Genomic DNA, 13120 nt, shown 5'->3' with positions numbered 1-13120 from the left:
GTACGCTTCTTACTGTTCATTGTAGGGGACAAGCCTTGAAAAGGCTGTTGCTTGCTGTCGCGGCCGGCGGCGGGAGTTTCGCTGTTTTTTTGCCTGCTTTTAGCGGACCAGGTCGCATTCTATGTGCTGCGCAGATGAAACAATCCGTATGTTACGGCAGAAACTGCAATCTGCGGCTCATATTGCCACGAGGTCTCCTGGCGGCGGCGGTTGTACTGCTCCAGGATGGCGAGGCGCTTCTCTTCTTCCGGTTCCTTCAGCAGCTCCGCGTAGTAGATGTCCACGATGCTAAGCTCCAGCTCCAATCGTTCGCGCGCTTCTTCCGCCCAGGTGTAATCCAGCAGCGCCAGCTTCGAGGTCAGATATCCCTCCAGCCGGTCGGCCCCGTCCGTAATCCCCAGCTCGAACGGCTGGACATGAATGTTCTCCGGCAGCCGGGGCGTCAGCTCCTTGCCGGCCAGCCGGGCCTCGAAGTCCGGGACGATCAGCCCGGAGGTTAACGACACCGCGATGAAATGTAGCTCCTCCCGCTTCAGGTCACAGGTCATCTCGACCTTGTAGCAGACCGCCAGCCATGGCTCGTAGGCGGCCGAGAACAGCGTGGTCCGCTGCCTGAGGCCAGGGTCCTCGAACAGCTGGAGGCACCGGCCTTCGTCCCGTGCCGCCGACCAGATCTGCCGCAGGCGCTTGCTGCCGTAGGTCACATCCTCGCGGCGGATCATGCCCGGTCCGAGGCGCGGCAGCGCCGGAACGATGCCGAAGTACCGCGCGAGGATGCTGTCCTCCGGCGCAGCAGATACCCCGGGCGGCAGCGCAGCTCCCGGCGCCTGCGCTGCGCCGAGCGGCTCCGCAGCAGCTTCGGCATCCGCCGCCCCGGCCAGCCCCGGCGGCGCCCCCGCCCCTGCCGGGCGGCTGGCCCCGCCACGCGGGCGGGCCGCAGGCGCAGCGGCCTGCGCGGCCAGTTCATCGTACTTCTGCGGGTCGAAGACGAAGCTGAAGGAGAGGGTCTCGGGATCTACGCCGGTGCGCTCCACGAAGCCCCAATAATAAGGGCGGTCCGTCAGCATCCGGTCCGCGCGCGGGGAGAGCTTCACCGTCACATGCAGCGGTGAGGATTCCAATATGGTGCATTCAGTCGCTTCCAGATAATCCATGACCTGCTTGCGCACTTCTGTAGGCGTCAGCATCACTTAGGCACCCCGCTATCATCCAGCTTGGCGTGGGTCAATTCACTGAGCGAATCGCCGATAGTATCCAGCCCGCTGCGCAGCTCCTCGTCGCTGCCCGCTTCAAGAACGATTTTGTACAGGCTTTTCTCAAGCGAGCCCCTCTGCTCAAAGCGCTCCAGAATGACATCCAGCCCGCCGATGACCATCTCGAACATGTTGATTTTCTCATGCAGCAGGTGGAGGATATGCTCTTCAATCGTCCCTTCGGTGGAGAGGTTATAGATGACCACATCATTCTCCTGACCGAGCCGGTGGACCCGGCCGATCCGCTGCTCGACCCGCATTGGATTCCAGGGCAGATCGAAATTGATCATATGGTGGCAGAACTGCAGGTTAATCCCTTCGCCGCCGGCTTCGGTGGCAATCATCACCTGGGCGCGTCCGCGGAAGAGGTCCATCATCCAGTCCTTTTTGCCGCGGTTCATCCCGCCGGAGTACGTCACACATTGCAGTCCATGCTCACGGAAATACTGAAGCAGATACTCCTGCGTGGCCCGGTATTCGGTGAAGACGATCACCTTCTCGTTCATTTGCTGAATTAACTCCATCGTCTTCTCCGCCTTGGTATTCGTCTTGACCGTACGGATCGTCTGGAGCAGCCCCATCATCCGCTCACGCTTCGGCGAATCGGCCGGCAGCTTCTTAATCAGATTCACCAGTGTAACGAACACCGCATCCCGGCTGCTGCACACCTCACGCTGAAGGGTGACCAGGGAGAGCATACTGCTGAGATTACCGCCCGCTTCCTGATACTGTTCTTTGACAAAAGCGGTCACGCCGTCATACAGCGCCTTCTCCTCAGCGGAGAGGGTGAGGGGGATATTGCGCACCTTGCGCTTGGTGAAATTCACCGGGCCTTCGCCCCTGCGGTTGCGGATCATGACCTTGGACAGCTCGCCCCGAAGCTGGACTTCGTTCTTGGGCTGGCGCTTATCCACCACGAAATTGGTAGCAAAATCGCCCTGATTCCCCAGCTGGCCCGGCTTCAGCAGCGTGATCAGATTGAACAGCTCGCCGAGATCATTCTGCACGGGGGTGGCGGTGAGCAGCAGACAGTACTTTTTGCGGAGCTGCTGGACGAACAGATAATTCGTCGATTTCTTATTCTTCAGCTTATGGGCTTCGTCGATAATCAGCATGTCGTACTCCTGGCTCAGCAGCATTTCCTTATGCGGGTCACGCTTGGCCGTATCCATCGAGGCGACGACAATGTCATTGCCCCAGGAATAGGCTTTCTTTTGCGCTACGGCAGAGATTCCGAACTTCGTATTCAGCTCCCGCACCCATTGCAGGACAAGCGAGGCCGGCACCAGAATCAGAACCTTGCCCACCAGCCCGCGCACCAGATACTCCTTCAGCACCAGCCCGGCTTCGATGGTCTTGCCAAGTCCGACTTCATCGGCCAGAATCGCCCGTCCCGACATCTCGAACAGCACCTTGTGTGCCGTATCCAGCTGATGGGGAAGCGGAGACAGCCCGGACAGATGCTTCATACACTGCAGCTCATCGAAGCTGGTAACGAGGCCCGACTGCTCTCCCTGCACGGCAAGGCGGGATAACCGCCAGTCGCCCCACGGTCCACCTTTATCCAGTCTCGATTCCAGATCATGCAGCCAGTTACGCTCAAAAGATAAAGGAACAGGCAGCAGCGGCGCAGAAGTTACCTTCTCTTGGGGCGGGGAATTGCGGAATAATTGCGTCATGTTGCAGCCTCCTCCGTCGCAGTTTCATATCGAAATGCGTAGCAGTAGTATGCTCGTTTGAGAGAGATTTCATAACCAGAGGGGTATGGAATTCACAGAGGAACGCTGTAATCCGCCTTGAAAGCTTTCAGTTCCAGTGTCTGCAAAAAAACGAGAAAGAGGGAGGAAATGAGCCTTTCTTTTCCTGTTTTTCCGTTATTCCTGCCTGGGGCTGCTTTTTCAAAAAAGACCTCTATCCACAACATGTGGTATAGTTTAAAAGTTAACGCACACCATATATTGTTACAAAAGCATGAAATTTAGCTGGTATGCGGATTTTTTCGGCTGTTTGTTATTGACAAGAGGAGCTTCCGCCGGACAAGCAGGCTGCGGCTGCCCGGCCGCCGGAAGCATGACCTATTATATCCTGGGAGGTTTTGCTATTGAGTACAGTGGAACACAACAAGCGTCTAGAGGGTCTGAGCGAGAAAATATTCCTGGACCGTTATGCCTGGAAGGACGCGGACAGCAATAATGCCAAGGTCGGCGATGTAGTACTTGTCCTGACGAAGGATGATCCGAAGTTCCCAACCAAGGAGGTTGGCGAGATTGTAGAGCGTACAGGCCGGATGGTAACGGTAAAAACCCGCAGCGGCGAGCTGGTGCAGTCGGATGTGGAGAAGCTGACGCTGAACATCGAGAAGACGCCGGAGGAGATGTGGGACCGTCTCGCGGGAGCGATGGCCTCTGTAGAGAAGACTCCTGAGCTTCAGGAGGAGTGGACAGGCAAATTCCGCTCGATTCTGGATGACTGGAAGCTGGTGCCGGGCGGCCGGATTGCGGCGGGTGCCGGAGCGAGCGAGGAGCTTACACTGTTCAACTGCTATGTGATTCCATCTCCCAAAGACAGCCGGGGCGGCATCATGGAGACACTCTCCGAGATGACCGAGATTATGGCCCGCGGCGGCGGGGTAGGCATCAATCTGTCCTCGCTGCGCCCGCGCCGTGCTATTGTCAGAGGGGTGAATGGTTCATCCAGCGGCTCCGTATCCTGGGGCGGCCTGTTCAGCTATACCACCGGACTGATTGAACAAGGCGGCAGCCGCCGCGGCGCGCTGATGCTGATGATCAACGACTGGCACCCGGATGTGCTGGACTTCATTACCGTGAAGCAGACGATGGGCCAGGTCACGAACGCCAACCTGTCGGTATGCGTAAGTAATAGCTTCATGAAGGCCGTCAAAGAGGACCTGGACTGGGAGCTGGTCTTCCCGGATACCACCGACCCGGATTACGACACCCTCTGGGACGGCGATCTGGATAAATGGAAGGCAGATAACCGCCGCGTCATTCCTTACCGTACGGTCAGAGCACGGGATATCTGGCATACGATTATCGAATCGGCTTGGAAGTCCGCAGAGCCGGGCGTTGTTTTCATGGAGTATTATAATCAGATGTCAAATAGCCACTATTTCAATCGGATTATATGTACTAATCCGTGCGGTGAACAAGGCCTGCCCGGCTGGGGCGTGTGCAACCTGTCCGCCGTCAATCTTTCCAAGTTCTACGATGCGGAGAACCACGATGTGGACTGGGCAGATCTGGCGACAACGACCCGTTATTCCGTGCGTTTTCTGGATAATGTTATCGACAAGACACCGTATCATTTCCCTGAAAATGAAGCCAACCAGAAGCTCGAACGCCGCGTAGGTCTCGGCACCATGGGTCTGGCTGAGCTGATGATCAAGCTGAATATCCGCTATGGCAGCCCGGAATCGCTGGAGTTCCTGGACAAGCTCTATGGCTTCATGGCCCGCGAGGCTTATCTGGCTTCCGCAGAGATTGCGGGCGAGAAGGGATCATTCCAGGCGTTCGACACCGATAAATACCTGCAGAGCGGCTTCATGCGCAATATCACCGAGGTCTATCCTGAAGTGGGCGAGTCGATCCGCAAGCATGGTATGCGTAACGTAACTGTGATCACCCAGGCGCCTACCGGCAGCACGGGAACCATGGTCGGCACCTCCACCGGGATCGAACCGTATTTCGCCTTCAAATATTTCCGTCAGAGCCGTCTTGGCTACGATGAGCAGTTCGTGCCTATCGCCCAGGAATGGCTGGAGGCCCATCCGGGAGAAGAGCTGCCGGAATACTTCGTCACTTCGATGGACCTGTCCGCCAAGGATCATATCCGTGCACAGGCAGCCATTCAGCGCTGGGTGGACAGCTCCATCTCCAAGACCGCGAACTGCCCGTCTGACTTCACCGTGGAAGAGACCGCCGAGCTGTATGAAATGGCCTTCGATCTGGGCTGCAAAGGCGTGACCATCTATCGTGACGGCAGCCGTGATGTACAGGTGCTGGAGACCAAGAAGAAGGAAGACAAGAAGGACGAACCGGCAACGGCTGCCAAGCCTGAGGTGATTAAGGAAACGGAAGCCGCTCCGTCAGCTCCGGCAACTGTAGCAGCAGCGCCCGCTCCGCAGGCAGCGTCCAGCGGAGTAGACAAGCAATACAAGAAACGCCCGCAGGTTCTGCGCGGAGCGACCTATAAGATCAACACGCCGTTCGGCATGGCTTATATCACAATTAACGATCTTGACGGTATCCCGGCCGAAATTTTCCTGAATGTCGGCAAGGCTGGCTCTGACGTCTTCGCCATGGCGGAAGCCCTGGGCCGCGTCTGCTCGCTGTTCCTGCGCTACGGCGATCACGGCGAGAAGGTCGGCCTGTTGATCAAGCACCTCAAGGGCATCGGCGGCTCCGGCGCCATCGGCTTCGGCGCTAACCGCGTCGAGTCCATCGCCGACGCCGTAGCCAAAGCCCTGGAGACCCATGTGCTGAACAACGCCCATGACGATCATATTCCTGCGCCAATCGCAGCCACGCTGGAGCTTGATTTCAACGAGGCGCTGAACGCCGAGCTGAAATCCACGGTTCCTGCGGCGGCTACCAACGATAGCCACGGCGGTCATGACGCACATAGCCACGCTACTGCTTCGCGGGATCTTTGCCCTTCCTGCGGCAGCGCCTCGCTGATTAATATTGAGGGCTGTAAGACTTGTGGGAATTGTGGGTATAGCCGATGCGGGTGAGAGCGGACTTGAATTCCATGATTAATTTAAAATGTATATTTATACAACTTATTTAAGTTCTGAGTAATTAATGTTCAGTCCCGATGAGACTTTTATTTTCATCGGGACTGTTTTTATTTTTATGAGTTTTCGTTATCAGCTCGGAACATCGTTTAAACAAATGCGCTTAAGGTAATATGAATGCAATCAAAATATAAAAGTAAATATTTATAATCATAAGTCCCCCTCGATCAAATTCTTGTACCGAAAAGATCCCCTTTTCATAGTTATTTCCTTATGTGCTACACCCATTCGTGCTAGGAGGGTGCATATTGCGAATTTATACCGGGGATAATCAAAGGGAAGAAATAAAAATGAAGCAGTAGCTAATGGGGAAATCCTCCTTTTTACACAGGCTCCCCTGAGGCTTCCATGAGTATTCACCGCAAATTGCCTTTACTTTCGCCTTCGATGACTATATAATTGCAATAATTGTATACGGAGTTAACCGGAGGAGCCTGCCAACAGCGGGCTCTTTTTGTGTTTTTTACCTGGAATAAATTTACTGCTGTGGAGGGTTTGAAATGGAAATGGAAATGAACAATGAGAGCATCATGGTGTGTGTGCATTATGGGCCGCACGGGCAGCGGTTGATACAGCGGGGAGGACAATTGGCCAGGTTGCTCAATGCCCCGTTGATGGTACTCACTGTAGATGCATCCGGGGAGAATGAATACAACAGGGAGAAGCAGCAGTACTTGTCTGGCTGGGAGCATCAGACCAAGGAGGCTGGCGGACAATTTGTGATCCGCAAATGTAACGGCAAAAAAACGGTTGATGTGATTGTGGAGACTGCAAAAGATAACAAAATTACACAAATTGTACTCGGACAGTCAAGCCAAACGCTGTGGCAGGAGATTACACGGGGAAGCTTCATTAATGAGCTGTTGGAGCGGATGGGTCCGATTGATCTTCATATCGTTGCGGTCCAGCGGTATCCGGAGCTGCTCGAGCAGTCCCATGAGCAAGGGTTCTCTGCTTATCTGGTCAAAGAGGGCGACCGCCATATCCTTATGGATGAACCGGATAGGGATGAAGCCATGAAGGGGGTTTTCTTTCGTGAGCTCGATACAGATTTCAATACCGGCCTGTTCAAAATCGTCAGCAACGGTGAAGCGCAATATTTGAGAATTGTACAGAACGAATGGGTGAAGCCCCGTTAAGAGGATTATACAAAACTAGAAGGGGGGCTTAAGCCTTGCTGCATATGATTATCCTGCTTCCGTTTTTGCTGGCTGCGCTAATGCTGCTGCTGAAGCAAAATAAACGGTTTCACTTGGGCTGGATCGCTCTGCCCCTTCCCGTAGCTCTCTTTATTTATTTCCTGACGAGAATTCCAGCCATCCGGGCGGGAGAGCCTATTGTGAACAGTATCACCTGGATGCCATCCTTTGGGGTGAATATCTCGCTGGTACTGGATGGGCTCAGCTTGCTCTTTGTCCTGCTGATTACCGGAATGGGTGCCCTGGTTGTGCTTTATTCGATTTATTATCTCGATAAGCTCATGGAGGGGATCCGCCAGTTTTATATATACCTGCTCATGTTCATGGGAGCCATGTTAGGAGTGGTGCTGTCAGATAATCTGATGGTGCTGTATGGGTTCTGGGAACTGACGAGCATATCTTCGTTCCTGCTCATTGCCTTCTGGCACCGCCGGGAAAGATCCTCCTATGGAGCAATGAAGTCCATGCTGATCACGGTGTTCGGCGGTCTGGCGATGCTTGCCGGATTCAATCTGCTATATGTAATGACCGGCACCTATAGTATCCGCGAGATTATTGCACAGGCAGGGACCTTAACAGAAAGTGGAATGTTTATCCCGTCCATGCTGCTTATTCTCCTGGGAGCCTTTACGAAATCCGCCCAATTTCCGTTCCATATCTGGCTGCCTGATGCCATGGAAGCGCCGACTCCGGTCAGTGCGTATCTTCACTCGGCGACCATGGTTAAGGCGGGGATCTATCTGGTAGCGCGGCTCACCCCGCTGTATGCCGGACAATCCGAGTGGTTCTGGCTGGTTTCTGTCACAGGACTGGTAACTCTGATCTATGGGTCGTTCAAAGCCATCCGGCAAACCGATCTCAAGGCCTTACTTGCATACTCCACGATCAGTCAACTCGGCTTGATCATGTCTTTGCTTGGACTCGGGTCGGCGGCAGCCTTCTTTACCGGTACGGGGGATGCGGTTTTCTATACGATGGCTACTACAGCTGCGCTCTTTCATCTCATTAACCATGCTGTATTTAAAGGCAGTCTGTTTATGGTTGTGGGCATCATTGACCATGAGACGGGTACCCGTGATCTGCGCAAGCTTGGAGGGCTTATGTCTCTCATGCCGGTCACCTTCTCTATCGCATTGATCGGGACATTCTCTATGGCCGGATTGCCGCCATTCAGCGGATTCCTTAGTAAAGAAATGTTCTTCACTTCTGTACTCAATATCCGGGAGTTTGACATCCTGAGCTCAGGATACTGGACCCAGCTCTTTCCGGTGATTGCCTGGATTGCCAGTGTATTTACCTTTGTATACAGCATGATCTTTGTCTTCAAGACCTTCCGCGGCAAGCTGAGGGAAGACAAACTGGATAAAGTGCCTCATGAAGCTCCACTGGGTCTCTTGCTGTCACCGGTGATTCTAATTTCACTGGCTGTAGTGTTTGCTTTCTTCCCTGACCTGGTCTCTGCTACGCTGATTGAACCGGCCATGTCTTCCATTCATCCGGGGCTGCTCGCACCGGAAGAAGCCTTTGAGGTTTCTATTCATTTCTGGCATGGATGGACACCAGAAATCTTCATGACCCTCTGTGTTATAGCAGCAGGTACGCTGTTGTTTAGAATCTATACCCGGTTACGTGTTCTAGACCGTGAAGCCGGCGGAACCAATGCACTGAGCCGTATGTATGACTTCTCGTTAAGACTGCTCGAGAATGGTTCAAGACGCTTAACCGATGCTTATATGACTGGTTCGGGTCGCCATTACCTGCTCTATATTTTCAGCTTTTTCATCATTTCCTTACTCACAGTTCTGCTACGGCAGCAGGGCATTAGCTTTGGTATGGATCAGTATGCCTCATTGTCTTTTTATGAATTGGCTGTTGTAGCAGCTATGCTGCTGGCTGCCTTTGCAGTTCCATTTGCCAAGTCACGTGTCAACGCGATTCTTTTCACCGGTGGTGTGGGGTATATGGTGACGCTACTCTTCGTTCTTTTCCGGGCACCGGATCTTGCACTCACACAGATGATTATAGAGACCGTATCGGTCATTCTGTTCCTTCTTTGTTTCCGGTATTTACCGAAGCTGAAGAAGCAGAAGGAGCCTCTGCGCTTTAAGCTGCCCAATCTGATTATTGCGGCTGGTGCTGGTATCACGATGACGTTGATTGCTCTGGCGGCTATGGGTACCAGTCCTTTTGAACCGATCTCCGAGTTTTTCTTGAAGGAAAGCTACAACCGGGCTGGCGGCAAGAATGTGGTCAACGTCATCCTGGTAGATTTCCGCGGGTTTGATACTTTGTTTGAAATCATGGTGCTTGGCATCGCCTCACTGGCTATTTATGGTCTGATTCATCTGAGAATGGAGACGGAATTGCCGCCGCTGGAGCCCGCCAAAACAGAACTATTGCCGCTGCGCAGCAATGATGTGATTCTACAGACGATCTCCAAGGGGATTGTCCTTGTCATTCTGATATTCTCCCTGTATCTGTTCTTTGCTGGGCATAATCATCCCGGGGGAGGTTTTATCGGGGCTTTGATGGCTTCTGCTGCGCTTATGCTCATTGCAATCGCATTTGGAATGGATCAGGTACGTAAGGTGCTCCCTGTGAATTACCGGCTGCTTACAGCTTCCGGGCTCATGCTGGCTATTCTGACAGCGTCAGGTTCATTCCTGTTTGACGCTCCTTTCCTAAGTCACACGTTCGGCCACTTCCATCTGCCTGTACTTGGGGATACGGAGCTGGCGACTGCTGTCCTGTTTGACCTTGGTGTATTCCTGGCCGTAGTCGGCGTGACGATGACCATCATTTTATCGATCGGAGGGGAGAAGAAATGGAACTCGTAATGGCGGTAGCGGTCGGAATTCTTTTCATGATCGGTGTTTACCTGATTCTCTCCAAAAGCCTGCTGCGCATTGTGCTGGGAACCTCCTTGCTGACACATGGAGTCCATCTGCTGCTGCTCACGATGGCCGGGCTCAAAAGGGGGGCAGCCCCTGTACTAGGCAAGGCGGATACCTATGTTGATCCGCTGCCGCAGGCGCTGATTCTAACCTCCATTGTCATCAGCTTTGGGGTCACAGCCTTCTTTTTCGTACTCGCATACCGGTCTTATCAGACGCGGGGTACTGATGAAATGGATAGCATTAAGGAGGACAACGAATGAGCAATCTATTGGTGCTCCCGATTCTCATTCCGCTGGCTACGGCGGTCATCCTGATTTTTCTCAAAGAGAAGATCCGGCTTCAGCGCGTGATTAGTGCGCTCAGCGGACTGCTTAACATTCTGATTGCGGTGCTGCTGGTTACACGTGTCCATTCTGAGGGCATACAGACCTTGCAAATGGGGGGCTGGGCTCCTCCGTATGGCATTGTATTTGTAGGTGATATGTTTGCTGTATTGCTGGTAACGATGGCTTCGGTAGTCAGTTTTGCGATTCTGTGCTATTCCTTCAGCAGTATCGGAGAGCAGCGGGAGCGGTTCTATTACTATACATTCTTTCAGTTTTTGCTGGTCGGGGTATACGGTTCGTTTCTTACCGGAGATATTTTCAACCTGTTTGTCTTTTTTGAGGTCATGCTGATATCTTCTTATGCGCTTATCTCACTCGGAGGGACCAAGCTTCAGCTAAGAGAAACGTCGAAATACCTGCTTATCAATATCGTATCCTCGACACTGTTCGTAGCAGCGGTAGCTTATCTCTATGCAGCGGTAGGAACACTCAACATGGCGCACCTGTCCCAGCGTATCGCTGAAGCGGGACAAGGCGGCGTGCTTAATGTGATTGCTGTTTTGTTCTTGATTGTATTCTCCCTGAAGGCAGGACTGTTCCTGTTCTTCTGGCTTCCAGGGTCCTACAGTGCACCTCCGGCGGCTGTCAGAGCGTTGTTCGGTGCCCTGCTGACCAAAGTAGGACTCTATGCAATCATCCGCACCTTCACATTGCTGTTCGTGAACGATCCCGGATTCACTCATGACTGGATCGCCTGGATGGCTGCTGCTACCATGATCCTGGGCAGCCTGGGGGCAGTGGCTTATAGGGATATCCCGCGGATTCTGAATTATAACGTCATTATCAGCGTTGGATTTGTAGCCTTTGGACTCGCTGCAGGGACTGCCGATTCAATGAATGGGGCAGTCTTCTATCTGCTGCACGATATGCTGGCCAAGGGACTTATGTTTATTCTGGGCGGAATGATTATATCCGCAGCCGGAACTGACCGGCTAGGCAGTATGGGCGGGATGATCCGAAAGTATCCGCTCCTCGGCTGGATGTTTTTTATTCTGGCGCTCGCCCTGGTGGGGATTCCGCCGCTTAGCGGTTTTGCCGGCAAAATTATGATCCTGCGTGGAGCGTTGTCCGAGGGGATGCTGACGCTGTCTCTCATAGGTCTGGGGTCAAGCTTTATGGTGCTGTTCTCCCTGATCAAGGTATTCAGGCTGGCATTCTGGGGAAATGAACCCAAGGAAGAGCAGCCTAAGGTGAGCATGAAGGCCGCTTCGGCTGTGGCTGCCGGACTGCTGCTGCTTGTAATTGCTATGGGGATCGGTGCGGAGTCTGTGTATACTTATGTATCGCAGGCTGGCGAGGTTCTGGCTTCACCTGCCCTATATATCGAAGCCATAATGAAGGAGTAGTGAATATGGCCTTACAATTCCTGTTTAATCTGTTGATTGCCTTTCTGTGGATGGTGATAAATAACAATGGCTCTGGCTCAAGCTTTATAGTAGGTTATCTGCTTGGCATCGGACTTTTACTGTTATTTAGGAAATCCAGGTCCCAGCCCCGGACCTTCTATCTCATACGTATATGGGCTGTAATGAAGCTTCTGTTGATCTTTGCCCGTGAACTTACGGTCTCGAATTTCGTGGTCATTGGCCATATCATCCGTCCAAAACTGGCTATACGTCCCGGTATCTTTGCTTATGAGACTGCCTTGGCCACGCCCTGGGAGGTCACACTGCTCTCGTGCCTGATTTGTCTGACACCGGGAACCCTGACTCTTGATGTGTCGAAGGATGGCAAGACGCTGTACATTCATGCTATTGATATTAAAGATGCACAGCTGCTGGTCACGCAGATTAGAGGCACCTTCGAACGAGCGATCAGGGAGGTGACCCGTTAATGATCCCAGTTATGCTAACCGTGGCCATGATCATTCTGGCTCTGGCGATGCTGGCCTGCCTGTTCCGTCTCCTGAAAGGGCCAACCCGCTCCGACAGGGTTGCCGCACTCGATACGATCGGCATTCATGTACTCGCTATGATAACCGTCTTCAGTATGCTGCTGGATACCCAGGATTTTATAGAAGTCATTCTGGTTATCGGAATTCTGACGTTTATTGGTACTACGGCACTGGCCAGATATATTGAACGGGGAGCCGTTATAGAGGATGGAGGGAACCCCAATGACAGGTGAACTGATTAGCTCTATTCTTGTGGTAATGGGTGCAGTCTTCTGCGGCTTAAGTGCCTTCGGCTTAGTCCGGCTGCCCGATGTCTATCTGCGTTCACATGCGGCTACCAAAAGTGCAACCTTCGGGGTATTGTGTTTGCTGACAGGAGGTTTCCTGTACTTTTGGTTCAAAGACGGAACGGTTAATGTCAAGCTTCTGCTGGCGATTGTATTTGTATTCATCACTTCACCGGTAGCAGGTCACTTAAATGGCCGGGCTGCCTACCGTTCCGGAGTGCCCTTATGGAAGGGAAGCGTTCAGGATGACCTGAAGGTGCTGGGGGAAGAAAGCAAGGAAACGTCGGTAAAATAATAGTTTGAAGTGAATGGAACGCGTGGAGATCAGCCGGATACCAAACAGGGTGTCTTTCCTTATACTGTAGAATCGCCAGCATGTTAGAATAGA

Annotated in this window: 10 protein-coding genes; 8 read left to right on the top strand and 2 right to left on the bottom strand. The window is 53.0% G+C overall.

The window, feature by feature from the left end; translation table 11 throughout:
* Positions 1-119: 119 nt before the first annotated feature.
* Both MHH78_RS24655 and MHH78_RS24650 read right to left on the bottom strand, forming a co-directional pair.
* Positions 120-1187: a YqhG family protein gene (locus tag MHH78_RS24655; RefSeq protein ID WP_036725052.1), complete on the bottom strand. Its 1068-nt coding sequence runs from the start codon at positions 1185-1187 to the stop codon at positions 120-122.
* On the bottom strand, positions 1187-2932 hold the full coding sequence (locus MHH78_RS24650; protein ID WP_341169142.1) for a DEAD/DEAH box helicase: 1746 nt from the start codon (positions 2930-2932) through the stop codon (positions 1187-1189). The genes MHH78_RS24655 and MHH78_RS24650 overlap by 1 nt, the downstream gene beginning before the upstream one ends.
* Before the next feature lie 422 nt (positions 2933-3354).
* Between MHH78_RS24650 and MHH78_RS24645 the strand changes: the two genes are divergently transcribed.
* The 8 genes from MHH78_RS24645 (at position 3355) to mnhG (ending at position 13027) form a co-directional block, all read left to right on the top strand.
* The gene (locus tag MHH78_RS24645) at positions 3355-6006 is read left to right on the top strand and encodes an adenosylcobalamin-dependent ribonucleoside-diphosphate reductase (protein WP_341169141.1); all 2652 of its coding nucleotides are present in this window, start codon (positions 3355-3357) and stop codon (positions 6004-6006) included.
* 563 nt (positions 6007-6569) lie between these two features.
* Positions 6570-7208 carry a universal stress protein gene (locus MHH78_RS24640; protein ID WP_341169140.1) on the top strand — a complete coding sequence of 213 codons (639 nt, stop codon included), beginning with the start codon at positions 6570-6572 and terminating at the stop codon, positions 7206-7208.
* A gap of 44 nt (positions 7209-7252) precedes the next feature.
* Positions 7253-10105 carry a Na+/H+ antiporter subunit A gene (locus MHH78_RS24635; protein WP_341170372.1) on the top strand — a complete coding sequence of 951 codons (2853 nt, stop codon included), beginning with the start codon at positions 7253-7255 and terminating at the stop codon, positions 10103-10105.
* Positions 10093-10425, top strand: coding sequence for a Na(+)/H(+) antiporter subunit C (locus MHH78_RS24630; protein WP_036725033.1), 333 nt, complete (start codon positions 10093-10095; stop codon positions 10423-10425). Before MHH78_RS24635 ends, MHH78_RS24630 begins: the two co-directional genes overlap by 13 nt.
* A complete protein-coding gene (locus tag MHH78_RS24625) occupies positions 10422-11897 on the top strand; it encodes a Na+/H+ antiporter subunit D (protein ID WP_341169139.1) in 1476 nt (491 codons plus the stop codon). Before MHH78_RS24630 ends, MHH78_RS24625 begins: the two co-directional genes overlap by 4 nt.
* Before the next feature lie 5 nt (positions 11898-11902).
* A complete protein-coding gene (locus tag MHH78_RS24620; protein WP_341169138.1) occupies positions 11903-12385 on the top strand; it encodes a Na+/H+ antiporter subunit E in 483 nt (160 codons plus the stop codon).
* Positions 12385-12678: a Na(+)/H(+) antiporter subunit F1 gene (locus tag MHH78_RS24615; RefSeq protein WP_036725027.1), complete on the top strand. Its 294-nt coding sequence runs from the start codon at positions 12385-12387 to the stop codon at positions 12676-12678. The genes MHH78_RS24620 and MHH78_RS24615 overlap by 1 nt, the downstream gene beginning before the upstream one ends.
* Complete coding sequence (mnhG, locus tag MHH78_RS24610) at positions 12668-13027, top strand: monovalent cation/H(+) antiporter subunit G (RefSeq protein WP_081751132.1); 360 nt, start codon at positions 12668-12670, stop codon at positions 13025-13027. The genes MHH78_RS24615 and mnhG overlap by 11 nt, the downstream gene beginning before the upstream one ends.
* Positions 13028-13120: the final 93 nt, after the last annotated feature.

The organism is Paenibacillus sp. FSL H3-0333, from assembly GCF_038002805.1.
In the GTDB taxonomy this organism is placed as follows: domain Bacteria; phylum Bacillota; class Bacilli; order Paenibacillales; family Paenibacillaceae; genus Paenibacillus_AQ; species Paenibacillus_AQ silagei.
The sequence above is the reverse complement of the archived record's forward strand: the minus strand, read 5'-3'. Positions and strand labels throughout refer to the sequence as shown.